Below are 24,353 nucleotides of genomic sequence, written 5' to 3'. Positions count from 1 at the left end.
CGGCGGCGGCCCCCGCCGCCGGGTCACCCGGGCCCCACCGGGGGACCCGACCAGATCGAAGGAGATCGAGATGAGCAACGACAACAGCACCGGGCCGGTCGAGCACCCGATCGGACGGACCGGGCTCTGGCTCGTCGGCGCGCGCGGCAGCGTCGCGACGACCGTGGCCACCGGCCTGGCCCTGGTCGCCGCGGGCGGCATCGGCGAGCACGGCCCGGACGGGCTCGTCACCGAGCAGCCCGGCCTGCGGGAGCACCTGGTCGGGCTCGACCGCCTCGTGCTCGGCGGCCACGACGTCGCCGACGTGCCCCTCGTCAAGCGGGCCGCCGCGCTCGCCGACGCGGGTGTCGTGCCGGCGACCGCCCTGCCCCTCGTCCACGACGAGCTCGAACGCGTCGAGACGCGGCTGCGGCCCGGCTACGCGCCCGGCGCCGAGACGCAGGGCGACGCCGCGCGCCGCGTCGCGGCCGACATCGAGGCCTTCCGTCGGGCCGAGGGCCTGGACCGTGTCGTCGTCGTCAACGTGTCCTCGACCGAGCCGCCCGTCGATGAGGACGCGTCCCACGCCTCCCTCTCGGCGCTCGAGTCGGCCTGGGCGGCAGGCGGTTCGCCCCTCCCGTCCAGCTCGGTCTACGCGGCGGCGGCCTTCCTCGCCGGTGCCGCGTTCGTCGACTTCACCCCGTCCACCGGCGCCCGGCTCCCGGCGCTCGCCGAGCTCGCGCAGCGTCTCCGCGTGCCGTGGGGCGGCAGCGACGGCAAGACCGGCGAGACGCTCGTCAAGTCGGTGCTGGCGCCGATGTTCGCCGCACGCTCGCTCCGGGTGCGCTCATGGGCCGGGGCCAACCTCCTCGGTGGCGGTGACGGCGCGACGCTTGCCGACCCTGACGCCCGCGAGAGCAAGTCGCGCAGCAAGGCCAAGGGACTGGAGGCGATGCTCGGCTACCCGGTCGAGGGCCCGGTCCACATCGACAACATCACCGACCTCGGCGACTGGAAGACGGCGTGGGACCACGTGACGTTCTCGGGGTTCCTCGGGACGCGGATGACGCTGCAGTTCACGTGGCAGGGCTGCGACTCGGCCCTCGCGGCACCACTCGTCATCGACCTGGCCCGCCTCGCCGACCTCGCGCTGCGTCGCGGCGTCGTCGGCTCCGTGCCGGAGTGGGGGTTCTTCTTCAAGGACCCCGTCGGCTCCGACGAGCACGGGCTCGCCGCACAGCTCGAGACGCTGCGCGGCTGGGTCCGCGGCACCACCGCACCGGCATCGACATCGGCATCGTCATGACCACCCTGCGCGACCTCGCGGAGCTGGTGCGTGCGCCGGCCGCCCTCACGGTCCCCGGCGACACGCTCGCCGGCGCGGCCGCGGCGGGCTGGCCCGGCGGGCGCCGTGCCGCACTGCTGCCGTTGGCCTCGACGTGCCTGTACTGGGCCGGGATGGCGCTCAACGACTGGGCCGACCGCGCTGTCGATGCCACCGAGCGTCCGGAACGGCCCATCCCGTCCGGACGCGTGCCGGCCGGCACCGCCCTCGGCGTGGCCGCCGGCCTGACGGTCGGTGGGGTCGCCGTGGCCGGCCTCGCGGCAGGACGGGTCGGCGCAGCCGTCGCGGGCGTCCTCGCCGCGGCGGTGTGGGCCTACGACCTCGGCCCCAAGGACGGGCCGGTGGGCGTGGCCACGATGGCCTCGACCCGTGCCCTCGACGTCGTCCTCGGGGCGAGCGCCGGCGGCGTGGCGGGGGTCCGAGCGGCCGCCGCGCCGGCCGTGCTCGTCGGTGCCCACACCGCGGGCGTCACCGCCCTGAGCCGCGGCGAGGTGCACGGCGGCTCCGCCGCCACCGCCAGGGCCGTGGCGCTCGGCACCGCCGCGGTCGCCACCGCGACGGCGGCCCTCGCGCCGGCCCTCGCGCTGGCCCTCGCGCCGGCCCTCGCGCCGGCCCTCGACGGGCCGTCGCGTGCTCGGCACCGCACGCGCGCGTGGCGCGCGGGGTCCGTCGTGCTGTCGACGACGCTGGCCGGCTGGTACGCCCGGGGCGTCCTGCCGGCCCAGCTCGACGCGGCCCGCTCGCCCGACGCCGCGACGGTCCGGCGCGCCACGGGGCACGGCATCCGGGGGTTCGTGCCACTGCAGGGCTCGCTCGTCGCCGGCCGGGGACGGCCCGAGCTCGCCCTGGCCCTCGCGGCCTCGGTGCCGGTCGGACGCCTCGCCATGCGGGTGGTGTCGCCGACATGAGCCTGCGGTTCGGCTACGGCCTCAACGGGTTCACCGACCACCGGCTCGAGGACGCGCTCGCCCTCCTCGCAGACCTCGGCTACGACGGCGTCGCGCTCACCCTCGACCACGCGCACCTCGACCCGTTCGCCCGCGACGTCGCCGCGCGGGTCCGGCGGGTGCGGGCCCTGCTCGACCGCCACGCCCTCGACGTCGTCGTCGAGACGGGGGCACGGTTCCTGCTCGACCCGCGACGCAAGCACGAGCCGACACTGGTGTCCGACGAGGGCCGGCAGCGTCGCGTCGACCTGCTGCAGCGGGCGATCCGCATCGCGGCCGAGATCGGCGCGCCGGTCGTGTCCTGCTGGAGCGGCCTGGGGCCGCGAGGGGTGCCGCGCGCCGAGCTGCTCCGGCGTGTCGACGACGGAGTCGCCCGGGTCCTGCCGGTCGCCGTCGAGCACGGCGTCGACCTGGCGGTGGAGCCCGAACCGGGCATGGTCCTCGAGCGCGTCGGCGACGTGCTCGCCCTGCGCCGGCGGCTCGGCGACCCGGACCGGCTGCGCCTGACCATCGACGTCGGCCACCTGCGCTGCGTCGAGGACGAGGACCCGGCCTCCGTCGTCCTCGCGGCCGGCCCCCACGTGGCGAACGTGCAGATCGACGACATGCGGCGCGGCGTCCACGAGCACCTGCCGTTCGGCGAGGGCGAGGTGGACGTGCCGCCGGTCTTGGCCGCCTTCCACGCGGTCGGCTACCGCGGCCTCGTCTCCGTCGAGCTGCCGCGGCACGCATGGGCGGCGCCGACGCTGGCCGCCAACAGCCTCCGCTTCCTCCGTGAGGCGCAGGGGGCGGCAGCGCGTCCCGCCGCCTGCCCCGCGGCGGCTTCTCCCGCAGGACGGACCGCATCCGACCCGAGCCTCCAGGAGGTGACCTCGTGACCCGCACCGCGACCCAGCCAGACCTCGACGCCGCCCTGGTCGAGGTGGCCCGCGACCCCGACTCCATCGACCGGCACTTCCCGCCCGCCGCACGCCTCGCCGCGCGCGCCGGGGTGGACGGCGCCGCCCACCGACGTCGGCTCCTGCTCGCCGTGCCCGGACCTGCCGACGACATCGCCCGCCGGGTCGCCCGCCTCTACGAGCGTGGCGACACGGCCGAGCGGCTCGCGGTGCTGGGGTCCCTCGACGCCCTGGACGCGCCGGACCGCCACGACCCGCTGGGGGACCGCGGCCTACCGCTCGTCCGGGATGCCCTGCGCACCAACGACACCCGGCTGGTCGAGGCTGCGCTGGGGCCGTACGCCGCGCGGCACCTCGACGCGCACGCGTGGCGGCAGGCCGTCCTCAAGGTGCTCTTCACCGGGGTGCCCGTGGCTGCCGTCGCCGGTCTCGCCGAGCGGGCCGACGCCGAGCTGGCCCGGATGGTCACCGACTACGCCGCCGAACGGCTGGCCGCCGGCCGCACCGTGCCCGCCGACGCCTCGACCGTCCTCGCCGCCTGCACCCACCCCGACACCACCCCGACCACCGACCCCGTCGGCGCCCGAGACCGCTGAGGAGCAGCCGTGCGCATCTTCGACCCCCACATCCACATGACCTCGCGGACCACCGACGACTACCGACGGATGCACGAGGCCGGCGTCCGCGCCGTCGTCGAGCCCTCGTTCTGGCTCGGCCAGCCGCGGACGACCGTCGGCACGTTCTGCGACTACTTCGACGCGCTCCTCGGCTGGGAGCCGTTCCGGGCCGCGCAGTACGGCATCGCGCACCACGCGACGATCGGCCTCAACCCCAAGGAGGCCAACGACGCCCGCTGCCGCGAGATCCTCGCCGAGCTGCCCCGCTACCTCGTCAAGGACCGGGTCGTCGCGGTCGGCGAGCTCGGCTACGACAGCATGACGCCGGAGGAGGACGAGGCCTTCGCCGCCCAGCTCGCCCTCGCCGTCGAGCACGAGCTGCCCGCCCTCGTCCACACGCCGCACCGCGACAAGCTCGCGGGGACGCGTCGGACCCTCGACGTCGTCCGCGAGTCGGGTCTCGAGCCGCAGCGGGTCCTCGTCGACCACCTCAACGAGGTGACGGTGGGCGTCGTCGCCGAGTCCGGCTGCTGGATGGGCTTCTCCGTCTACCCGGACACGAAGATGGACGAGCAGCGGATGGTCGCGATCCTGCGCGAGCACGGTCTCGACCGGATGCTCGTCAACTCCGCCGCCGACTGGGGCAACAGCGACCCGCTCAAGACCTGGCGCACCGGGCAGGCGATGCTGCGCGCCGGGTTCACCGACGACGACGTCGACCGCGTGCTGTGGCGCAACCCCGTCGAGTTCTTCGCCCAGAGCGGTCGTCTCGAGCTGCCCGAGGACGCCGACGGTGACCGCCCCGAGGGTGGCCTCGTCGGCGCGGGCACGGCGACGTACGAGGGCAACTCGGTGCTGCGCGGGTCGAGGGAGTAGTCGTGCGCCTCCGGCACGCCGACGGCACGACCGTGCACGTCGCGTACTGCACCAACGTCCATGGCGGCGAGGACCTCGACACGGTCGTCGGCCAGCTCGAACGGTTCGCCCTGCCCGTGCGGCGGCACCTCGGGCTCGAGCTTCTCGGCCTCGGCCTGTGGCTCAGCGCCCCCGTCGCGCGTGCCCTCGCCGGCGACCCGTCGCTCACCGACCGCCTCCGCCGCGAGCTCGACCGGCGGGGCCTCGAGGTCGTGACGCTCAACGGTTTCCCGTACCGCGGGTTCCAGGAGCCGGTCGTCAAGCACCGCGTCTACCACCCGGACTGGAGCGAGCCGGCGCGCCTGCGCTACACGAGCGACCTCGCCGACGTGCTCGTCCGGCTGCTGCCGGACGATGCCGCCCGCGGCAGCATCTCGACGCTCCCGCTCGGCTGGCGGCACCCGTGGTTCGGCGACCGGCAGGCCCTCGCAGCGGAGCAGTTCGAGCGCCTCGCCGCGCACCTGCACGCCCTGTGCGACTCGACGGGCCGGTCCGTCCGCGTCGCCGTCGAGCCGGAGCCCGGGTGCGTCATCGAGACCGTCGCCGACCTCGTCGAGCGCACCCGGGGCTGGGACCGCGACGTCATCGGCGCGTGCCTCGACCTGTGCCACCTCGCCGTCGGCTTCGAGGACGCGACGGACGCCGTGGCCGCGCTGGACGCGTCCGGCATGGCTGTCGCCAAGGCCCAGGTCTCCGCCGGGCTGCACGCGGCCGACCCGACCGACGCGGCGACCCGGGCCGCCCTCTCGTCCTTCGACGAGGAGCGGTTCCTGCACCAGGTGCGCTCGCGCGACCTCGCCGGCCTCGTTCGTGCCCGCGACGACCTCGGCGAGGCCCTCGGCGGCCGCCGCCCGCTCGGCGCGCACGCCGACGAGCCGTGGCGCGTGCACTTCCACGTGCCGCTGGGCACCGCCCCCGAGCCGCCACTCACCGCGACGACCGACGACCTGCGTCGCTCGCTCGAGGTGCTCGTCGGTGGCGAGACCGTCCGCACCGACCACCTCGAGGTCGAGACGTACACGTGGGCCGTCGTGCCCGAGCGGCACCGGCCTCGCGACGACGTCGGCCTCGCCCGCAGCATCGCCGGCGAGCTGGCGTGGCTGCGCGACACCCTCATCGACCTCGGCCTCAAGGAGCCCGCATGAGCACCTCCACCAGCACCGACCCGCGCCCCGTCCTCCTCCTCGACGTCGTCGGCCTGACCCCTCGGGCGCTGCGCGACATGCCGCGGCTGCGGCGCCTCGCGGAGCGGGGCTCACAGGCGGCCCTCGGCACCGTGCTGCCGGCCGTCACGTGCTCGGTGCAGTCGACGTTCCTCACCGGCCGGATGCCGGCCGAGCACGGCGCCGTCGGCAACGGCTGGTACTTCCGCGACCTCGGGGAGGTGTTCCTCTGGCGGCAGCACAACGCGCTCGTGCAGGGCGAGAAGGTCTGGGACGCGCTGCGCCGCGTCCGCCCCGGCGCCCGCGTCGCGAACGTCTGCTGGTGGTACGCGATGGGGATGGACGTCGACTCGCTCGTCACGCCGCGGCCGGTCTACCACGCCGACGGACGCAAGTCGCCGGACTGCTACACCCGCCCGGTGTCCCTGCACGACCGGCTCGTCGAACGGCTGGGCCCGTTCCCGCTCTTCCAGTACTGGGGCCCGACCGCCTCGATCGCCGCCTCCCGCTGGATCGTCGATGCGACCCGGATGCTGCTGCGCGAGCACGACCTGACGCTCGCCTACGTGCCGCACCTCGACTACGACCTCCAGCGCTTCGGGCCCGCGTCGCCCGAGGCACGGGCCGCCGCGGCCGAGCTCGACGCCGTGCTCGCCCCGCTCCTCGACGACGCCGAACGGCTGGGCGCCGCCGTCGTCGTGGTCAGCGAGTACGGCATCACCGAGGTCGACCGACCCGTCGACGTCAACCGGGTGCTGCGCCGCGAGGGTCTCCTCGAGGTGCACACGCAGGCCGGTATGGAGTACCTCGACCCGTGGGCGTCCGAGGCCTTCGCCGTCGCGGACCACCAGGTGGCGCACGTCTACGTGCGCGACCCCGCCCGCCTGGAGCACGTGCGGACGCTGCTCGCTGCCGTCCCCGGCATCGACCTCGTCCTCGACCGGGCGGCGCAGGCCGCCCATGGCCTGGACCACGAGCGCAGCGGCGACCTCGTCCTCGTGGCCGAGCCGCGGGCGTGGTTCACGTACTACTACTGGCTCGACGACCGTCGCGCGCCCGACTTCGCCCGGGGCGTCGAGATCCACCGCAAGCCCGGCTACGACCCGGCCGAGCTGTTCTTCGACCCGGCCGACCGCTCCGCCAAGGCCCGTGCCGCCCTGTCGCTCGTGCGCAAGAAGGTCGGCCTGAGGTACGCGATGAGCGTCGTGCCGCTCGACCCGCGATGGGTGCGCGGAAGCCACGGCCGGCTGCCGGAGGACCCCGAGGACGGGCCCCTGCTCCTCATGTCCGACGCGGGGCTGGGCCGTGAGACGGTGGCGGCGACGGACGTCCACGACCTCGTCCTGGGGGCTGCCGGCGTCCGCGTCGCCGAAACCGTCGCCGCAACCGTTCCCGGAGCCGTCCCCGCAGCCGTTCCCGCGACCTGACCCCGAGCACCCACAGCGCCAAGGAGACTCACATGCCTCGACCGATCACCCTGTTCACCGGCCAGTGGGCCGACCTTCCCTTCGAGGAGATGTGCCGCCTGGCCGGCGAATGGGGCTACGACGGCCTCGAGATCGCCTGCTGGGGCGACCACTTCGAGGTCGACCGCGCCCTGACCGAGGACGGCTACGTCGAGTCGCGCCTCGAGATCCTCGCCAAGCACGACCTCAAGGTGTGGGCCGTCTCGAACCACCTCGTCGGCCAGGCCGTGTGCGACGACCCGATCGACCACCGACACCGGGACATCCTGCCCGCGGCCGTGTGGGGCGACGGGGACCCGGAGGGGGTGCGCCGGCGGGCCGCCGAGCGGATGGCCGACACGGCGCGTGCCGCGGCGAAGCTCGGCGTCGACACCGTCGTCGGGTTCACCGGCTCGGCGGTGTGGAAGTACGTCGCGATGTTCCCGCCGGTGTCCGACGACGTCATCCAGGAGGGGTACGCCGACTTCGCCCGACGCTGGAACCCGATCCTCGACGTCTTCGACGAGGTGGGCGTGCGGTTCGCCCACGAGGTCCACCCCAGCGAGATCGCCTACGACTACTGGTCGACGCAGGCCACGCTCGAGGCGATCGGCCACCGAGAGGCGTTCGGCCTCAACTGGGACCCGAGCCACATGGTGTGGCAGGACCTCGACCCGGCGGCGTTCATCTGGGACTTCAAGGACCGGATCTACCACGTCGACTGCAAGGACGCCCGCAAGCGGATCGGCAACGGCCGCAACGGCCGGCTCGGTTCGCACCTGCCGTGGGGCGACCCGCGTCGGGGCTGGGACTTCGTCTCGACCGGGCACGGCGACGTGCCGTGGGAGGACTGCTTCCGGACCCTCAACGCCATCGGCTACGACGGCCCCATCTCCATCGAGTGGGAGGACGCGGGGATGGACCGCCTCGTCGGTGCACCCGAGGCCCTCGAGCACGTCCGACGGCTCAACTTCGAGCCGCCGAGCGCGTCGTTCGACGCCGCCTTCAGCAGCGGCCGGGGCTGAGACCCCTCGACGCGGACCCGACGGTCTACCGTCGGGGGATGGAACTCATCCAGGTGGCCCAGCGGGCCGAGGACCTCGACCGCGCGGGGGCCTTCTACGCCGACCTGCTCGGCACCCCGCCCCTCGCCTCCTTCGACCCGCCGGGCCTGCTCTTCTTCGACCTCGGCGGTGTCCGGCTGCTGCTCGACCGGGCCGCTCCGAGCACGCTGCTCTACCACCGGGTCGACGACATCGACGCGACCGTGGAGCGGCTGCGCGCGTCGGGCGTCACCGTGGAGACCGAGCCGCACGTCATCTTCGGCCACGACGACGACACCCTCGGACCGGCCGGCACGGACGAGTGGATGGCCTTTGTCAAGGATTCCGAAGGCAACCTCGTCGGCCTCGTCGAGCAGCGCCCGCGGGCCACTCCCGGTGACTGAGGTTTGTACATTGCAGGGGTGAGCGCGATCCCCGGGGACGCCCCGTTCGACCTCGCGGCGCCCTGGGGCGGCCGCAGCCACGTCACCCACCTCGACGGGCCGGTGCACTGGGTGGAGTTCAGCCCGCCCGAGGGCACTCCCGTCCAGGGTGACGCGTCCGGCACGCCGGTCGTCCTCGTGCACGGCCTCGGCGGCTCGCACCTCAACTGGGTCCACGTCGGCCCGGCGCTCGCGGCAGCCCGACGCGTCGTGGCCCTCGACCTGCCCGGCTTCGGCCTGACGCCGGCCGGGTCACGTTCGACGAGCGTCCACGCCAACGCCGAGGTGCTCGGCCGGTTCCTCGACGAGGTCGTCGGCGCGCCGGCCGTCCTCGTCGGCAACTCGATGGGTGGCATGGTGTCGCTGCTGCTCGCCGGTCGGTCGCCCGAGCGGGTCGCCGGTCTCGTGCTCGTCGACCCGGCGCTGCCCAACCCGCGGCAGCGCCAGGACCCCCAGGTCGCGATGACCTTCGCGCTCTACGCCGTGCCCCGCGTCGGCGAGCTGTTCCTCTCGCGGATGCAGAGCCGGTTCACCGACCGGCAACGCGTCCTCGGCACCGTCCGCCTCTGCTTCGCCGACGCGACGCGCGCCGACGACGCGGTCGTCGACGCCGGCGTCACGCTGACGCAGTGGCGCGGCTCCCTGCCCGCCCGGGACACCGAGTTCCTCGGCGCGGCCCGCTCCCTCCTCGGAGTGCTGCGCCGCCCGCGTCGCTACGACGCCCTCCTGTCCGGCATCGACCGGCCGGTCCTCCTCGTCCACGGCGACCGCGACCGGCTCGTGCCGCTCGCGGCGGCTCGGCGGGCGGCGACGCGCAACCCCGGGTGGGCCACGGTGTGGCTCGAGGACGTCGGGCACACGCCACAGCTCGAGGTGCCCGAGCGCTTCGTCGCCGAGGTCGAGCCGTGGCTCGAGGGCGTCGACGCGCTCCGGGCGGACGACGCACTGCAGTCGAACGACGGCGTCCGCCGGCCCACGGCCGGTCCGGCGTGAGCGAGGATGGGGTCGTGGACGCACACGCCTGGGACGAGCGGTACGCGGCGAGCGAGCTCGTCTGGTCGGTGGAGCCCAACCGGTTCGTCGCCGAGATCGTCGGGCCGCTCACGCCCGGCACCGCCCTCGACGTCGCGGCCGGCGAGGGCCGCAACGCGATCTGGATGGTGCAGCAGGGCTGGAGCGTCGTCGCCACTGACTACTCGCAGGTCGCCGTGGACCGGATGCGCACCCGGGCTGCCGACCTGCTCGGCGACGACGCATCGCGCCTGACGCCGCTCGTCGCCGACGCGACGACGAGCGCGCCGGGGGAGCCCGCCTCCTACGACCTCGTGCTCTTCTCCTACCTGCAGCTGCCCCGAGAGCCGATGCGCGCCGCCTTCTCGGCCGGCGTCGCGGCGGTGCGCCCCGGGGGTCATGTCGTCGTCGTCTGCCACGCGGGCCGCAACCTCGCCGAGGGCTGGGGCGGCCCGAGCGCCCGCGAGGTGCTCCACGACCCCGACGAGGTGCTCGACCTCGTCGACGGGCTCCCCGTCGAGGTGGTCCGCTCGGGCATCAGGGTGCGGCCGGTGCAGACCGAGGACGGCCCGCGCGAGGCCCTCGACACCGTCGTTGTGCTGTCCCGGGCCTGAGCAGGGACGCCCCGGGCGCGAGGCCGACCCCGCCTGAGAGGGCCGGCTCAGCGACGTCCGTACCTCTTGTGCACCGCCTGCCGGCTGACGCCGAGGGCATCGGCGATCTCGGCCCAGGCCAGGCCGGCGACCCTGGCGCGCCGGACGACGGCGGCCTCGGTCCGGTCGGCAGCCCGTCGCAGCTCCCGCGCCGCCGCCAGGGCCACCCGTGGGTCGTCGTCACCCGTCGCGAGCGCGGTCCGCACCACGTCGTCCACCTCCACCCGTCCACCCCTTTGCGTCAACCTGCGTTGACGACGCTACGCCTGCTCGGCCAAGGCGTCAACCATGGTTGACGCCGATCCGGGGGTATGGACGCGCGTCGCGCGCCGGGGCACCATGGAGGAGCATCGAGGGGGTCGACATGGACGTTCAGACCGGGACCGAGCAGGTCGCGCCCGACCGCCGCGCGGACGACGCCGTGATGCCGGGCGGCCCGTCGACGGCCATCGCACCCGCGGACGGTCTTGCCGCCCACCTCGAGCGCGTCCGGGCGCACCGGGCCGAGCTGCGTGAGTCCGTGACCGCCGTCGGTGCGGCCCTCGAGTCCCCCCTGGCCCGCGGCGGGATGTGGCGTGAGCGGGTCCGGGCCGCCCTCGCCGAGCTGGCCCACGACTTCGACGACCACGTCCTGCTCACCGAGAGCAGCGGCGGCGCCTACGACCGTGCTGCGCACGCCGCCCCCCGACTGGCCGGCGTCGCCGGCCGGCTGCGGGCGGAGCACCCGGAGCTGCGCGACTGCATCCACGGCTACCTCGCCGTCCTCGAGCACGGCGGGACGATGGCCGACCTGCCGGTCTTCCGCGAGGAGGTCGGCGATCTCGTCGCGCGGCTCGTGCGCCACCGGAGCAAGGGCGACGACCTGCTCCACGAGGCCTACGACGTCGACCTCGGCGGCTCCGACTGAGGCGACCTACCTGCTTGGGAGAGTCTGCGGGAAAGCCCGTTCCGATACGCCGCCGGGTATCATCGTGGCGTTCCCGTCCTCGAGGAGGTCGCCCATGGAGCTCGACGCCGAGGAGATGAAGGCCGTCGTCAAGCGGCTCAACCGTGCCCAGGGCCAGATCGGCGGCATCGTGCGGATGATCGAGGAGGGCCGAGACTGCCAGGACATCGTCACGCAGCTCGCCGCCGTCTCCAAGGCCCTGGACCGCGCCGGGTTCGCCGTCATCGCGCTCGGCCTGCGCCAGTGCCTCGCCGACCCGGACAACGGCGAGATGGACGTCGAGACGATGCAGCGGCTGTTCCTCTCGCTGGCCTGACACCCGCCGATATCCGGTGGCCGGGCGCGGCCGGCCCCAGCAGGATGTCCGGCATGGCCCTGCAGCTCTCGCACACGACCGTCAACGCCCTCGACGCCCATGCCCAGTCGGTCTGGTGGGCCGACCTCCTCGGTTACCACGAGGACCCCGCCGACCCGAACGAGCCGGGCCACGAGGAGTGCATGATCTCCTCGCCGGACGAGTCGCACCGGCTCCTGTTCATCGAGGTCGAGGACGCCAAGCAGGTGCGCAACCGCGTCCACCTGGACCTGCGCCCCACCGACCGCCCGCGCGACGACGAGGTCGCCCGCGTCGAGGGGCTCGGTGCGACCGTCGTCCAGGACTGCCGCACCCCGGACGGCCGCGGCTGGGTCGTCATGGCCGACCCGGAGGGCAACGAGTTCTGCATCCTGCGCAGCGACGCCGAGCGGCGCGCCGCCGGCGACCTCTGACCGCGAGCGGTCGGTGACCTCTGACCGCGAGCGGTCGGCGACCTCTGACCGCGAGCGGTCGGCGACGCGTCAGCCCAACGGCCGCTCGAGGTCGGCCGGCTCGAAGCGCGGACGCAACGCGAACCCGGACACGCCGTCGCTGCTCGTGCGGGACGCGAGCACCTGGTGCAGCTGGATCTCGTTGCGCTCGAAGGAGAGTCGCGACCCGGCCAGGTAGAGTCCCCAGACGCGCGCCGTGCCGAGACCCGCGAGCTCGACGCACCGGTCCCAGTGCTTGGAGAGGTTGGCGTTCCAGGCTCCGGTCGTGCGGGCGTAGTGCTCGCGCAGGTTCTCGTGGTGGCGGACCTCGAAGCCCTCGTCCTCCATGACGCGCACGATGTCGCCCGAACCGGTCAGCTCGCCGTCGGGGAAGACGTACTTGTTGATGAAGCCGCGGACGGGAAGACCTGCATGGCGGTTGTCCGGCCGGGTGATGCAGTGGTTGAGCAGCCGGCCCTCGTCGCGCAGCCGCTCGCGCAGGAACCGGAAGTAGGACGGGTAGTTGCGCACCCCGATGTGCTCGGTCAGCCCGATCGAGCTGATGGCGTCGAAGCCGCGCTCGGTGACGTCGCGGTAGTCGCAGTGCCGCACCTCGGCGCGCTCGGCCAGGCCCTCGGCCGCGATGGCCCGCTGCGCCCACGAGGCCTGCTCGCGCGAGAGCGTGACGCCGAGCGCCGTGACGCCGTAGTGGCGTACCGCGTGGCGCACCATGCCGCCCCAGCCGCAGCCGACGTCGAGCAGCCGCATGCCGGGCCGCAGCCCGAGCTTCTGGGCGACGAGGTCGTACTTGTAGGCCTGGGCCTCCTCGAGCGAGGCCGTCTCGGAGGGGTAGCACGCGCACGTGTACGTCATCGAAGGCCCGAGCACGAGCTCGTAGAAGTCGTTGGAGACGTCGTAGTGGTGGTGGATCGCCTCGGCGTCGCGGGCCCGGCCGTGGCGCAGCCCGTGCGCCAGCCGGCGCAGCTGACCCGGCGCCTCCTCGGGCGGGATCGGCGGCACGTGCGGGCGGTTCGCGCCGATGAGCCTGACCAGCTCGAGCGCGTCGCGGGCGCCGGGCCGCCGGGGGTGCAGTCCCTCGCCGAGCACGCGCAGCACCTCGTAGGGGTCGCCCTCGTCGATGCCGTCGATGACGAGCTCGCCGAGGAGGTAGGCCCGGGCCAGACCGAGGTCCCCGGGGGCCGTCACGAGATGGTTGAGGGCCTCCGGGCCGGTCAGCCGGACGACGAGCCCGTCGGGGCTGCCCCCGCTCGACCCGTCCCACGCGACGACCCGAACCGGCGCGTCCGCACCGTAGATCCGGTCGAACGCCTCGCCCACCGTCAGCGTCGTCATCCTGCTCGCACCGCCTTCTCGTAGAGGGTCGGGAGCCGACCCGCGGGGTCGTACCTGTTCTTGGCCTCCGTGTAGGCCGGGCCGCCGTAGAGGCGCGCGAAGGTCGCCTCGTCGTAGTAGGCGTCCGAGTAGAGGGACTTGTGGCCGCCGAGGCGCGTCACCTCGTCCTCGATGCGGCGGTTGACGTCGCCGTCGGACGCGCCGGGCTCGATCGGGACCGTCGACCAGAACCCGACGTTGACGTAGGGCTCACCCCGACGCATGGGGTAGAGCGGCCACGGCGTCGGCTCGGCGGCGGAGCGGCCCGGTGCGTCCGCGTCGGCGTCCGCGTCGGCGTCCGCGTCCCCGTCGGCGTCGCGCACCGACGCCTGGACGTCGCTGTCGCGCAGGCGGATCGGGCACAGCCACACCGGCTCGATCGGCACCTCGCGCAGGAACCAGTCGAGGAACTCGGCCGTGCGCGCGAGGGGGATCTCGACGTCCTGCACGACGCGCTCGCGCGGGGGCAGCCCCCGGAGCCGGTCGAGCCGGGCCATCGGGCGGTAGCGGTTCTCCAGGGCGACGATCTTCCAGTACACGTCGCTGCGCAGCAGGTGCCGGGGCCAGAGGCGGCGCACGGTCGGGACCTGGGCCCCGAAGGCCCGGCTGCACCAGAACCAGTCGGTGTCCCAGCGCCAGAGGTAGTCGTGGGCCGACAGCACGTCGGTGCGCCGGTGCTGGATCGAGCGGTAGTAGACCTGCTCGCCGGTGTAGTCGCTGGGTCGCGCGCCGTGCGGCACGTCGTCGGACCACCGGCCGAACGTCAGGTACGCCTCGCGCGGGCCGAACACGACGCCGTCGACGAAGTCGACCCGCTCGCCGGACCACACAGCGTCCGCCATGACGGTGCCGACCGCGTCGACGAGCGCCTCGACGCCGTCGAACCGCACGTGCCGCAGCAGGACCCAGGGGTGCGCCTGCTCGAGCTCGATGACGAGGTCGAGCACGTAGCCGAGGGACCCGTAGGAGTTGGGGAAGGTGCGGAACAGCTCGGCGTGCTCGCCCTCGGGGGTGGCGGTCACTACCTCGCCGGCCCCCGTGAGGACCCGCATCTCCCGGACCGACTCGTGCGGGAGCCCGTTGCGGAACGAGGCCGCCTCGATGCCGAGCCCGGTGACGGCCCCGCCGATGGTGATGGTCCGCAGCTGCGGCACGACGAGCGGCACGAACCCGTGCGGCAGCAGCTCGTCGACGAGCTGCTCGTAGGTCGTGAGGCCCCCGACCCGCGCCGTCTGCGCCTCCGGGTCGACCTCGACGACACCGGTCAGGCCGGACAGGTCCAGACCCGGCGCCCCGGTCGGGGTGCGGGGTCGGAAGAGGTTGGACGTGCGCTTGGCCAGGCGCACCCGTGCGCCCGGCGGGATGGCCGCGTACGACCGCCGGGCGGCCTCGACGGCACGCTCGTGGTCGCGCCGCCGCTCGCTCGGTGCGGGACGCAGTGCCGGGGCGGTGACCTGACCGGTTGCCACGGTCCTACTCAAGCATGCTCGCGGGCCACGTGGCAGTCAGGCGCGTTCCCGTGTCGTCCCTCGGTCGTCACTCGCGGGCGAGGAGCGTGACGCCGAGGCCGACCATCATCGTGCCGCCCGCCGCACCGAGCCGGTCCAGGCGGGTCGGCTTGCGCGCGAGCCAGTCGCGGGCCTTCGAGGCGGCCAGCGCCCAGACGCTGTCCGAGCACACCGCCATCGCCCCGAAGACGACGCCGAGCACCGCCATCTGCAGGCCGACGTGGCCCGCCGCGGTGTTGGTGAACTGCGGCAGGAAGGCGACGAAGAACAGGATGGTCTTGGGGTTGGTGACGCCGACGACGAACCCGACGCGCAGGGCGTGTCCGCGCTTGGCCGCGACCTGGGCCTCGAGCGCCTCACGCGCCTCGGCGCGGTGGCGGATCGCCTGGATGCCGAGCCAGATGACGTACGCCGCGCCGGCGACCTTGACGACGCCGTAGGCGGTGGTGCTCGCGGCGACGATGGCCCCCAGGCCCACCGCGACGAGCAGCACCTGCGTCGTGACGCCGAGGGCGTTGCCGACGACCGACAGCAGCGCCTCGCGGCGGCCGACGGTCAGGGCTCGACCGATGGTGAACAGCAGGCTCGGGCCCGGCACCTGGATGAACAGGAGCGAGGCGACGAGGAAGGCGATCCACTGGCTGGAGCTGGGCACCGACCCAGTGTGGGCCCGGGGCCCGGATAACGACATGCGTTTTTCGCGGGGCGGACACTAGCGTCGGGCGCCATGACCGCACCCGCGCCGGACCGCACCGACCCGCCGCTCGCCGCCGACGAGGGGACCACCCTCCTCGCCTTCCTCGACTACCATCGCGACACGCTGCGCTGGAAGACGGCGGGTCTCACCGCCGAGCAGCTCGCGACCCCGCACCGGCCGTCGACGCTGACGCTCGGCGGCCTGCTCAAGCACGTCGCGCTCAACGAGGCCAGCTGGTTCGGACGGGTGCTGCACGGCCGGCCGATGGGCCAGCCGTGGGACTCCGCCGACTGGGACGCCGACCCGGACTGGGAGCTGACCTCGGCCGCGGACGACAGCCCGGAGGAGCTGCACCGGCTCATGGACGAGGCCGTCGGGACGGCCCGACGCCACATCGACGAGGCGCTCGCCACGGGAGGCCTGGACCGGCTGTCGGTCGTGTCGTCGCACAAGGAGGGCCGCCAGTTCAGCCTGCGCTGGATCATCCTGCACATGATCGAGGAGTACGCCCGGCACAACGGCCACGCCGACCTCATCCGCGAGTCGCTCGACGGCGTCACCGGGGAGTGAGGCGGCGAGCCGCCCGTCAGGCCGATGCCGCCCGTCAAGCCGACGCCGCGCGGCGGAGGCAGAAGCGTCGGAGCGGCTCCGTGGGCAGCACCTCGGCGAGGTCGCGGTAGCGGGTGGCCGCGGAGGCGCGCCGGCCGGTGCGCCACTCGAGGTCGGCCAGGGCGAGGGCGGCGTCGCGGCTCGCGTAGGCGGGTGCCGCCTCTGCGAGGAGGGTCAGCTCGCGCTCGACGTCGCTCAGGGACGGCGCGTCACCCACGGCGTCGGCGCGTCCGGCGAGGTGGGCGTGCGCGGTGGCGGCCAGGCGCGCGACACGGACTGCGGGGGAGGGCCAGCGCTCCTCGAGCGCGCCGTAGAGCTGGACGATGCGGGGCCAGTCCGTCGCGTCGAACGTCGGTGCCGCCGTGTGCAGCCCGGCGATCGCGGCCTCGATCGCGAAGCGTCCGTCGCCGCGGGTGGCGGCCGTGGCGTCGTCGAGCCCGGCCGCGACGAGGGCCCGGTCCCACCGACGGCGGTCCACCTCGTCGAGGGCCAGGCCGGTGCCGTCCGCGTCGAGGCGACCGGGCCGGCGCGCGAGGCCCAGCCGGATGACGGCGCGCAGCCCCCGGACCTCGGGGTCGCCCGGGTGCTCGGCGACGAGCGCGTCGGCGATGGACAGGGCCTGGCGGCCGGTGTCCGCGAGGGCGTCGGCGGGGTCGAGGACGGTGCGGTGCGCGACGGTGAACATCCCGGACACGCAGGCGAGGACCACCGGCAGGCGGCGGTCCCGCTCGCTGGCGTCGGGTACGTGGAAGGCTCCCCGCGCGTCCGTCAGGGCCTTCTTCGCGCGGGTCAGCCGGGCCGCGGCCGCGGTGTCCTGGACCCCGAGGTGGCCGGCGATCTCGGAGACGGTGAGGCCGCAGACGACGCGAAGGGCGAGGACCATGCGCGAGGCGGGCGACAGCGCCTCGTCGCAGGCGACGTAGAGCAGGGCGAGGCGGTCGTCGAGCCCCTCGCGGGCCAGGTCGTCGGTGTCCATGGCGGTGTGGTCGGCGGCGGCGTGCTGCGCGGTCGGGTCGGCCTCGGGACGCTCCTGCGGCGTGACGAGCTGCGGTGTGAGGCGGTCCAGCGCGGCGCGTCGACGCGTGTCGTCGAGCCAGGCCCGCTTGGCCACGGTCGTGCACCAGGCCGTCCACGAGTCGATGGACCTGCCGGTGCGCTCCTCGTGCTCGGCCGCGCGGGCGACCGCCTCGGCGGCGTACTCCTCCGCGTCGTCGAGGCTGCCGGTGAAGGAGGCGAGGGCGCGCACGACGCGCGGCCACGCCTCCTCGAACTCACCCGGCGCGAGCGGCACTCACATCCCCGTCGGGAAGACCTTGCGCCACTCGACGTGCCCCTCCGACGGCACGAGTGCCGCGATCCGGCGGGCGGTGTCCTCGTCGTCGGTCTCGACGAGGTAGAAGCCGGTGATGACCTCGGCGGTGTCGGTGAACGGGCCGTCGGTGTAGACGGCGTCCTCGGCCTTCCGGTCGCCGGAGCCGGGGGTCACGGTGCCCCCGTACCGCGAGTTCTGCAGGGCCGCGCCGCCGACGATGCGGGCGCCCATCCGGGCGACGGCCTCCTGGAAGGCGCGGTGCGCGGGGAACGACCCCTCGGCCTGGGCGGGGGCCTCCGCGGGGGCCTCGACGGTCGCGACGGCGGCGCCGCTCATACTGCCCGTGCCGCTCGTGGTGCCGGAGGGGGCGGACGGGTCCTTGCCGGCCGGGGCGCTCGAGTCCGGGGCCCCGGCGAGGAAGGCGTCGGAGTCCCAGTCGGGCTCGTGGATCAGGTAGGCGTACGTGTCGGTCATGGTGGGCTCCTCGTCGGTGCGGATGCGTGACGACCCTCGTCACATCATGCTGACGAACTCGACTCGGCGGAATCGACACGAGCCGTGGAGAAGTTTCCGGCCGGTCAGGCGCGCAGCTTCTGCAGGCGGGCGGCGAGGGAGTCGCGCCGGTGGGCGTTGCCGTCGAGGGCGAGGTAGCGCTCGGCGAAGCGCTGCAGGAGGGCGTCGTCGAGGCGGCGGACCGCGCCGGGCGGGTACTTGTAGCCCATCCGCTCGGTGAGGTCGGCGCCGTCGTCGGGTCCGAGCACCTCCCTGAGCTGGTCGACGGACGTCACACCGAGCTCGAGCAGCAGCCCCGAGATCCAGGTGTAGTGGTCGGCGCGGGACCAGCCGGCGTCGGTGTACCGGTGGGCCAGGAACTTGGCGAGGTCCTGCGCCGCGATGCCGGGGGCCGGGCGCTCGCCGGTGTCGGCCGGACGCGTCGGCAGCACCTTCTGCAGGCGCCCGCGGATGGCGGAGAACTCCCGGTCGGCGAGCTCGATGAGCCCGGCGGCGAGGGTGAAGCGGCGGTCGAGGTCGCTCGCGTGCTCCTCGGGGACGCTGCCCTTGTAGCGGATGTCGTGCTCGAACTCGGCCCAGGCGTGCTGCAGGACGGTCCGCACCTGGACCGACGCGTTCTGCCGGCCCAGCGACTCGTACTCACGGGGCACCGTGCGGCTCGCGTCGATCCCGACGAGCAGGTGCCGGCTGGCGTACCCGAACCGCCCCGAGCGGGCGGTCTCCTTGCCGAGATCGCGGTCGTCGAGGACGGCGAGCTCCTCCGCGAGCAGCTCGGCGACGGCTGTGACGTCGTCGGGCACGTAGGTGATGACGCGGACCCCGACGCCGTCGGTGATGTCCTCGAGCGGGTCGGGGTGGACGAGGCGGCCGTCGCGGCGTCGCTCGGCCTTGGCGGCGAAGGACTCGACGCTCTTGGTCCGCCCGGTGACGCTGAGGTAGTTGATGCCGGCGTCGTCGAGCAGGTCGCGCACGAGCTCGATGAACCGGTGCGTGGCCACCTCCAGCGCGGGCCGCCGCGCGGCGTACTCCTCGACGGCGGCGCGGATCTGCGGCGACGAGGCGGCCACCACCGCCGCGGCCGCAGCGGTGTCGTCGCTCGGGGCGGTCGCGGCGGTCGCGGCGGTCGCGGCGTTCGTGTCGGTGGCGTCGGTGGCGTCGGCAGCGCCGGGGGCGTCTCCCGGGTTCGGGTTCGTCGGGGACATGCCGCCATCCTGCCCTGCCGGAGCGCCCGGAGCGCGCGGGCCACGACGGTCGTGCACCCAGGGCACCCGGTCGGTCGGGCCCCAGCCGTAACGGGCACCCCAGTGGCCCGGGACCAGCGCGCTGTCGGTCACGCCATGGGCCGGGAACGCGCGGCCCGCGTCGTCGCGGTGCACGATCGCGCCGTCGAGGAACCATTCCTCACACCGGTTCGGGCTGCGGTCGACGTCGCGGCCGGGCAACTGGTCCGGTCGCGGCCGGCACGGGAAGTCGTGCGAGGGCACGATCCGGAACCCGAGCACCCGGAAGAGCCCGATGGCATCCCCCAGGCTGATCCCGAGGTCGCCGGCCTCGAGGCGCCCCACCCGCGACCGGGGGACCTGCAGCCAGCTCGCGAGCTGCCGCTGGCTGAGCCGGTGCACCCGACGGACGTGTCGCATGGCGTCGCCGAACGCCTCGGCACCGAGGTCGAGGGGACTGCCGACGGGGCTCGCGGGGCGCGGGCTGCTGGAGCTCATGTCCGTACCCTGACGCGGGCCTGAGCTGGCCACCCTTGGGCTCGGCCCGGCCTGTGGACGCCATGAGCTGACCAAGGAGGATGTGGACGACGGCATGGCGGCTGGCAGCGACCCGAACCCTCGCCACGTGCCTGTGTACCGCACCCGCGGCGAGTCGGAGGTGACCCTCCGGCCGCTCAGCATTGCTCCGCGTGCCGAGCCATGGTGGTGGAGGGGGTTGCAGGGGCAGGGGGAAGGGCGAGCGGAGCGGTTCCGGGAGTTCCCCCGGGCGCTCAGCATTGCTCCGCGTGCCGAGCCATGGTGGTGGAGGGGGTTGCAGGGCAGGGGGAAGGGCGAGCGGAGCGGTTCGGGGAGTTCCCCCACTTCCACCCGGGCGCTCAGCATTGCTCCGCGTGCCGAGCCATGGTGGTGAGGAGGGGTTGCAGGGCAGGGCGCGGTGGATCGCCGACGCTGGGCGGTCGCGGAGGGCGCGCGGCGGCTGCCGGGACCTTGCGCGGTGGCTGGCTCAGGTGGCGGAGCAATGCTGAGCGGCCGGGTGGAAGTGGGTGACGGGCGAAGGAGGCGGCCTGGGCCGCTGTGGCACGGGGCCGCGGAGCGCGCGGATGCGGGGCACGGCGGCCGGACCTTGCGCGCGGTGGCTGGCTCAAGTGGCGGAGCAATGCCGAGGGGCCGGGTGGAAGTGGAGGGGGATGGGCGAAGGAGACGGTCTGGGCGGCTGTGGAGCACGGGGCCGCGGAGCGCGCGGATGCGGGGCACGGCGGCCGGACCTTGCCGGGTGGCTGGCTCAGGTGGCGGAGCAATGCTGAGGGCAGATGTGAGGGTACGTGGGAGGCCGTGTTCCGGCGTGTCATCGCGACGCTGGCACGTTGGCTCATGCGGCGGAGCAATGCCGAGCGGCCTGCAGGCAGGGCGGGCGTCCGAACGAGGCCCGCTCCCCACCGGGCCGCTCCCCACCGGGCCGCTCCCCACCAGGCCGCTCCCCACCGGGCCGCTCCCCGCCAGGCCGATTCTGCAGCCGTCTCGCTTTCACGCGCGGGGCTGGTCAGCCGCCGACGTGCACCTGCGGGCGGCGGGCGGCATCCGGCTCGGCGCGCCGGATGATCTCGTGGGTCAGGGGCGGGATGTCACCCTCGCCGGCGAGGAGGAAGCGCAGGACATTCAGACCCGGCGGCTTCTCGCTCCACTCGAAGTAGATGTGCGGGGGCTTGCTCATCTGCTCGCGGACGTCGAGCAGCACCGCAGCGAGGACGTTGGGCACCGAGGGCCCCGTGGCCCGCAGGACGTAGTGCGCCCCGACGACGGCCGAGGTCACCTGCACCGTCGTGGCGAAGTCGCTCGCGTCGGTCACCTCGACCTCGAGGAAGATCGCTCCCTGCCGCGCCGTGAGGTGGTTGTGCATCCGCACCTCCATCGACTTGGCGCGGTACTCCTCCCGGTCGCCGGCGTCGATCTTGTTCGCGATGAACCGCAGCGGCTGCTGGCCGAGCGCCGCGTCGTCGAGGATGGCCCGCGCGCCCCCGTCGTACACGACGCGCTGCACCCGCAGCTCGGTGGAGCGCGCGATCCGGGACCACACGCTGATGACGACGATGAGCGCGATGAACAGCAGCGCGATGACCAGACCCTCCGGCCGCTCCTCGACGGTGATGGTGATCGTGTAGAGGAAGATCGCGCTGACCACGCCGAAGAACACCGCCGTGCCCCGGTGCCCGCGCCGCAGCTCGGTGAGGAACACGGCGACCGCAGCCGAGGTCATGAGCGCGAGCACGCCGGTCGCGTAGGCACCGGCCTGTTCGTCGACGTTCGCCCGGAACGCGAGGGTCACGACGGCGGCGATGAACGACAGGACGAGCACGAGCGGACGGGTCGAGCGCGCCCAGTCCGGCGCCATGCCGTATCGCGGCAGGTAGCGCGGCACGATGTTGAGCAGTCCCGCCATCGCCGACGCGCCGGCGAACCACAGGATGCCGATCGTCGACGCGTCGTAGACCGTGCCGAACCCCTCGCCGAGCAGGTCGTGGGCCAGGTAGGCGAGGGCGCGACCGTTGGCCGGGCCCCCTGGCTCGAACGCGGCGTGCGGGATGAGCAGCGTCGTCACGAGCGAGGACCCGATGAGCATGACGCTCATGACGAGGGCCGCGGTCGTCAGCAGCTTCTTGGCGTTGCGGATCCGGCCGGCCGGGTTCGCCGGGGTGTCCTCGGGGTCGCCCTGGACGAGCGGCATGACGACGACTCCGGTCTCGAAGCCGGACAGGCCGAGGGCGAGCGCAGGGAACACGAGCAGGGCGGCGCCGATGATCCCGAACGGCGCCGAGTGGGCCGACGTCATCGCGTCGACCCAGTCACCGAACGCGGTCGGGTGGTTGCGGATCTCGACGAAGCCGCGGACCACGACGACGAGGCTCAGGCCCAGGTAGGCCGCGACGAGGACGACGGCCAGGCCGATGGCCTCCTTGAACCCCTTGAGGAAGATCGCGGCGAGCAGCAGCAGGAGCGTCAGGGTGACGCCGACCTGGTGCCCGCTCAGCGTCGAGCGCAGGTACGGGTTCTCGATGAGGTGGGCGCTCGCGTCCGCGGCCGAGAGCGTGATCGTGATGACGAACCCGGTGGCGACGAATCCGATGAGGGCGAGGACGAGGATCTTGCTCGGCCAGTAGGACAGGAGCCGCTCGAGCATCGAGAGGCTTCCGTCGCCGTGCGGGCTCTCGGTGGCCACCCGGCGGTACATCGGCAGCGCGCCGAAGAGCGTGATGAGCACGAGGACGAGCGTCGCGATCGGTGACAGCGCCCCGGCCGCGAGGGCCGCGATGCCCGGCTGGTAGCCGAGCGTCGAGAAGTAGTCCACGCCGGTGAGGCACATGACCCGCCACCACGGCTGCACGTGCTGCTGCGCCGTGGCCTCGGTCTCGCGCTCGTAGTAGCCGCCCGGGTCGGGCTGCTCCTCGGCGTCGAGGAACCATCGGAGGAAGCGGGTGTGCTCCGGTGCTGACGTCGTCACGGCGGAGGAGTCTAGGGGCGGTTCCCGAGAACGGTGCCCGTCCGCGGCGGCGACGCGTCAGCAGGAAGGTGACGTGGGGGACAGCCGCGTCCGGCCGGTTCGGGCGCGCCACGCCTGGTAGGTCAGTGACAGGCCGACCACGGCGAGGGCCCACAGGGCGTGCAGCCCGTTGACCGCGAGGAGCGCCACGACCGACGCGAAGGCGACGACGGCACACCACCAGCCGAGGCTCCACCGGTCGAGCAGCCGCAGCGCCGACGCCGTGCCGAGCACGTAGACGAGGGTGAAGCAGCCCGTCGCGAGCAGCATGAGCGGCGTCAGGCCGAGGTCGAGCACGGCGGTGACCGCGAGAGCGGTGGCCGACGAGCCGGCGATGACGGCGATGCTACGGCGCGGCACCTGGCCCGGTCCCGAGCCGCGGGCGAGCCAGCCGGGCAGGGCTCCCTCGCGCGCCAGCGACGCGCCGAGCCGCGACCCACCGGCGAAGTAGGCGTTCATCGCCCCGACGGTGAGCAGCACGGCGACGACGGCGGTGACGACGCGTGCCTGCTCGCCGAGGGCGATCGCCATGAGGTCGGACAACGGTGCGGCGCTCGACCCGGCGGCCGGGCCGAGCACGAGGATGCTCGTCGCCGCCAGCCCGAGGTAGAGCACCCCGACGACGGCCACGGCGATGCCGGTGGCGCGGGGCACGTCGCGCCGGGGGTCGCGGTAGTCGCCGGCGAGCGAGGCCACCGCCTCCCACCCGGCGAAGCCCCACACCAGGACGGCCGCGGCCGAGCCGACGGCGCCCCAGCCGTGCGGTGCGAACGGAGTCAGGGACTCGCTGCAACCGTGCGGCAGGGCGAGGGCCATCGTCGCCGTCATGAGGAGGGCGAGAACCGTGGCCAGGCCGAGCTGGACGCGTCCGGAGAATCGCAGCCCGGCCGCGTTCATGAGGCCCGTGCCGAGGATGAGGGCGGCGGCCACCACGAGGGTCGTCGCGCGACCGCCGCCGACGACGTCGGCGACGTACCCGCCCGCCATCATCGACGCGGGGGGTGCCCCGACCGGGATGGCGAGGTAGAAGCACCAGCCGACAGCGCCGGCGGCCCGGTCGCCGAAGGCACGGCGGACGTATGTCGAGACGCCGCCGCCGTCGGGGTGCCGGGCCCCGAGCGCGGCGAAGGTGCTCGCCAGCGGTACCGACAGCACGACGAGCGCCGCCCAGGCGATGAGGGAGGCGGGACCGGCGATCCCGGCGGCGAGGGCAGGCAGGGTGATGACCCCGGTGCCGAGCACGGCCCCGACCGACAGGGCCGTCCCCTGCGGCACGGTGAGACCTCCGGGCGCGGTGCCGACGGCGTCCTGGCGGGGCAGCGACTCGCGGGCGGTGGTCGACGTCATGGACCGAGCCTGCCTGCCGAGTGGACCG

General features: G+C 74.2%; 24 protein-coding genes. 15 read left to right on the top strand and 9 right to left on the bottom strand.

The features are described from left to right. Window positions 1-70: 70 nt before the first annotated feature. From AC1VM9_RS07130 to AC1VM9_RS07080, 11 genes are read left to right on the top strand one after another with little or no spacing between them, the layout of a single operon-like run. Entirely contained in the window at window positions 71-1,285 is a 1,215-nt protein-coding gene (locus tag AC1VM9_RS07130) for an inositol-3-phosphate synthase (RefSeq protein WP_481347320.1), read from the top strand. Next, window positions 1,282-2,232, top strand: a complete 951-nt coding sequence (locus tag AC1VM9_RS07125) for an SCO3242 family prenyltransferase (protein ID WP_483122024.1) — start codon at window positions 1,282-1,284, stop codon at window positions 2,230-2,232. Before AC1VM9_RS07130 ends, AC1VM9_RS07125 begins: the two co-directional genes overlap by 4 nt. Beyond that, a complete protein-coding gene (locus AC1VM9_RS07120; RefSeq protein WP_483122022.1) occupies window positions 2,229-3,149 on the top strand; it encodes a sugar phosphate isomerase/epimerase family protein in 921 nt (306 codons plus the stop codon). Before AC1VM9_RS07125 ends, AC1VM9_RS07120 begins: the two co-directional genes overlap by 4 nt. Next, a complete protein-coding gene (locus AC1VM9_RS07115; protein WP_483122020.1) occupies window positions 3,146-3,766 on the top strand; it encodes an EboA domain-containing protein in 621 nt (206 codons plus the stop codon). Before AC1VM9_RS07120 ends, AC1VM9_RS07115 begins: the two co-directional genes overlap by 4 nt. Window positions 3,767-3,775: 9 nt before the next feature. After that, the gene (locus tag AC1VM9_RS07110) at window positions 3,776-4,663 is read left to right on the top strand and encodes a TatD family hydrolase (protein WP_483122018.1); all 888 of its coding nucleotides are present in this window, start codon (window positions 3,776-3,778) and stop codon (window positions 4,661-4,663) included. A 2-nt stretch (window positions 4,664-4,665) separates the two neighbouring features. After that, a complete protein-coding gene (gene eboE / locus AC1VM9_RS07105; protein ID WP_483122016.1) occupies window positions 4,666-5,847 on the top strand; it encodes a metabolite traffic protein EboE in 1,182 nt (393 codons plus the stop codon). Next, window positions 5,844-7,292, top strand: coding sequence for an alkaline phosphatase family protein (locus AC1VM9_RS07100; RefSeq protein WP_483122014.1), 1,449 nt, complete (start codon window positions 5,844-5,846; stop codon window positions 7,290-7,292). Before eboE ends, AC1VM9_RS07100 begins: the two co-directional genes overlap by 4 nt. Window positions 7,293-7,324: 32 nt before the next feature. Beyond that, on the top strand, window positions 7,325-8,335 hold the full coding sequence (locus tag AC1VM9_RS07095) for a sugar phosphate isomerase/epimerase family protein (protein ID WP_481343056.1): 1,011 nt from the start codon (window positions 7,325-7,327) through the stop codon (window positions 8,333-8,335). A gap of 38 nt (window positions 8,336-8,373) precedes the next feature. Further along, window positions 8,374-8,757, top strand: a complete 384-nt coding sequence (locus AC1VM9_RS07090) for a VOC family protein (protein WP_481343057.1) — start codon at window positions 8,374-8,376, stop codon at window positions 8,755-8,757. Window positions 8,758-8,775: 18 nt separating this feature from the next. After that, a complete protein-coding gene (locus AC1VM9_RS07085; protein WP_483122011.1) occupies window positions 8,776-9,789 on the top strand; it encodes an alpha/beta fold hydrolase in 1,014 nt (337 codons plus the stop codon). A 14-nt stretch (window positions 9,790-9,803) separates the two neighbouring features. After that, complete coding sequence (locus AC1VM9_RS07080) at window positions 9,804-10,421, top strand: class I SAM-dependent methyltransferase (RefSeq protein ID WP_483122009.1); 618 nt, start codon at window positions 9,804-9,806, stop codon at window positions 10,419-10,421. Between the two features lie 47 nt (window positions 10,422-10,468). On the opposite strand, the gene AC1VM9_RS07075 is transcribed toward AC1VM9_RS07080, so the two are convergent. Then, complete coding sequence (locus AC1VM9_RS07075) at window positions 10,469-10,705, bottom strand: ECF-type sigma factor (protein ID WP_481343389.1); 237 nt, start codon at window positions 10,703-10,705, stop codon at window positions 10,469-10,471. A 119-nt stretch (window positions 10,706-10,824) separates the two neighbouring features. On the opposite strand from AC1VM9_RS07075, the gene AC1VM9_RS07070 reads away from it, so the two are divergent. The 3 genes from AC1VM9_RS07070 to AC1VM9_RS07060 all read left to right on the top strand — a co-directional run bounded on the left by AC1VM9_RS07070 (window position 10,825) and on the right by AC1VM9_RS07060 (window position 12,174). Continuing rightward, window positions 10,825-11,367, top strand: a complete 543-nt coding sequence (locus AC1VM9_RS07070; protein ID WP_483122007.1) for a hypothetical protein — start codon at window positions 10,825-10,827, stop codon at window positions 11,365-11,367. Window positions 11,368-11,461: 94 nt separating this feature from the next. After that, entirely contained in the window at window positions 11,462-11,722 is a 261-nt protein-coding gene (locus AC1VM9_RS07065) for a metal-sensitive transcriptional regulator (RefSeq protein WP_481343391.1), read from the top strand. Between the two features lie 53 nt (window positions 11,723-11,775). Further along, complete coding sequence (locus AC1VM9_RS07060; protein ID WP_481343392.1) at window positions 11,776-12,174, top strand: VOC family protein; 399 nt, start codon at window positions 11,776-11,778, stop codon at window positions 12,172-12,174. Between the two features lie 69 nt (window positions 12,175-12,243). Here the strand turns inward: AC1VM9_RS07060 and AC1VM9_RS07055 are convergent, their stop codons facing one another. From AC1VM9_RS07055 to AC1VM9_RS07045, 3 genes are all read right to left on the bottom strand, one after another. Next, on the bottom strand, window positions 12,244-13,545 hold the full coding sequence (locus tag AC1VM9_RS07055; RefSeq protein WP_481343393.1) for a class I SAM-dependent methyltransferase: 1,302 nt from the start codon (window positions 13,543-13,545) through the stop codon (window positions 12,244-12,246). Continuing rightward, window positions 13,542-15,053, bottom strand: coding sequence for an FAD-binding oxidoreductase (locus AC1VM9_RS07050; protein WP_483122004.1), 1,512 nt, complete (start codon window positions 15,051-15,053; stop codon window positions 13,542-13,544). Before AC1VM9_RS07050 ends, AC1VM9_RS07055 begins: the two co-directional genes overlap by 4 nt. Window positions 15,054-15,120: 67 nt before the next feature. Further along, a complete protein-coding gene (locus tag AC1VM9_RS07045; RefSeq protein ID WP_483122002.1) occupies window positions 15,121-15,747 on the bottom strand; it encodes a LysE family translocator in 627 nt (208 codons plus the stop codon). Window positions 15,748-15,819: 72 nt separating this feature from the next. Here AC1VM9_RS07045 and AC1VM9_RS07040 point away from each other — a divergent pair, with 72 nt between their 5' ends. Then, window positions 15,820-16,359, top strand: a complete 540-nt coding sequence (locus AC1VM9_RS07040; protein ID WP_481346615.1) for a DinB family protein — start codon at window positions 15,820-15,822, stop codon at window positions 16,357-16,359. Window positions 16,360-16,393: 34 nt separating this feature from the next. Here AC1VM9_RS07040 and AC1VM9_RS07035 read toward each other — a convergent pair whose 3' ends face one another. The 5 genes from AC1VM9_RS07035 to AC1VM9_RS07015 form a co-directional block, all read right to left on the bottom strand. Further along, a complete protein-coding gene (locus AC1VM9_RS07035; protein WP_483122000.1) occupies window positions 16,394-17,689 on the bottom strand; it encodes a DUF6596 domain-containing protein in 1,296 nt (431 codons plus the stop codon). Continuing rightward, window positions 17,690-18,184, bottom strand: coding sequence for a YciI family protein (locus AC1VM9_RS07030; RefSeq protein WP_481346613.1), 495 nt, complete (start codon window positions 18,182-18,184; stop codon window positions 17,690-17,692). 104 nt (window positions 18,185-18,288) lie between these two features. Next, window positions 18,289-19,941: a helix-turn-helix domain-containing protein gene (locus AC1VM9_RS07025; RefSeq protein WP_483121998.1), complete on the bottom strand. Its 1,653-nt coding sequence runs from the start codon at window positions 19,939-19,941 to the stop codon at window positions 18,289-18,291. A 1,042-nt stretch (window positions 19,942-20,983) separates the two neighbouring features. Continuing rightward, the gene (locus AC1VM9_RS07020; RefSeq protein ID WP_481341766.1) at window positions 20,984-22,939 is read right to left on the bottom strand and encodes an APC family permease; all 1,956 of its coding nucleotides are present in this window, start codon (window positions 22,937-22,939) and stop codon (window positions 20,984-20,986) included. A 57-nt stretch (window positions 22,940-22,996) separates the two neighbouring features. Next, the gene (locus AC1VM9_RS07015) at window positions 22,997-24,325 is read right to left on the bottom strand and encodes an APC family permease (protein ID WP_483121995.1); all 1,329 of its coding nucleotides are present in this window, start codon (window positions 24,323-24,325) and stop codon (window positions 22,997-22,999) included. Window positions 24,326-24,353: the final 28 nt, after the last annotated feature.

It is taken from the genome of Monashia sp. HAY1-11D (genome assembly GCF_056868035.1).
This window is presented reverse-complemented; position numbering and strand designations above follow the sequence as displayed.

Bases quoted from the DNA above. Each gene is read 5' to 3' on its own strand.
- AC1VM9_RS07030 (WP_481346613.1), bottom strand. From the start codon at position 18,184: ATGACCGACACGTACGCCTACCTGATCCACGAGCCCGACTGGGACTCC.
- AC1VM9_RS07095 (WP_481343056.1), top strand. From the start codon at position 7,325: ATGCCTCGACCGATCACCCTGTTCACCGGCCAGTGGGCCGACCTTCCC.
- AC1VM9_RS07090 (WP_481343057.1), top strand. From the start codon at position 8,374: ATGGAACTCATCCAGGTGGCCCAGCGGGCCGAGGACCTCGACCGCGCG.
- AC1VM9_RS07070 (WP_483122007.1), top strand. From the start codon at position 10,825: ATGGACGTTCAGACCGGGACCGAGCAGGTCGCGCCCGACCGCCGCGCG.
- AC1VM9_RS07125 (WP_483122024.1), top strand. From the start codon at position 1,282: ATGACCACCCTGCGCGACCTCGCGGAGCTGGTGCGTGCGCCGGCCGCC.
- AC1VM9_RS07055 (WP_481343393.1), bottom strand. From the start codon at position 13,545: ATGACGACGCTGACGGTGGGCGAGGCGTTCGACCGGATCTACGGTGCG.
- AC1VM9_RS07130 (WP_481347320.1), top strand. From the start codon at position 71: ATGAGCAACGACAACAGCACCGGGCCGGTCGAGCACCCGATCGGACGG.
- AC1VM9_RS07025 (WP_483121998.1), bottom strand. From the start codon at position 19,941: ATGAGCTCCAGCAGCCCGCGCCCCGCGAGCCCCGTCGGCAGTCCCCTC.
- AC1VM9_RS07015 (WP_483121995.1), bottom strand. From the start codon at position 24,325: ATGACGTCGACCACCGCCCGCGAGTCGCTGCCCCGCCAGGACGCCGTC.
- AC1VM9_RS07100 (WP_483122014.1), top strand. From the start codon at position 5,844: ATGAGCACCTCCACCAGCACCGACCCGCGCCCCGTCCTCCTCCTCGAC.
- AC1VM9_RS07060 (WP_481343392.1), top strand. From the start codon at position 11,776: ATGGCCCTGCAGCTCTCGCACACGACCGTCAACGCCCTCGACGCCCAT.
- AC1VM9_RS07065 (WP_481343391.1), top strand. From the start codon at position 11,462: ATGGAGCTCGACGCCGAGGAGATGAAGGCCGTCGTCAAGCGGCTCAAC.
- AC1VM9_RS07040 (WP_481346615.1), top strand. From the start codon at position 15,820: ATGACCGCACCCGCGCCGGACCGCACCGACCCGCCGCTCGCCGCCGAC.
- AC1VM9_RS07120 (WP_483122022.1), top strand. From the start codon at position 2,229: ATGAGCCTGCGGTTCGGCTACGGCCTCAACGGGTTCACCGACCACCGG.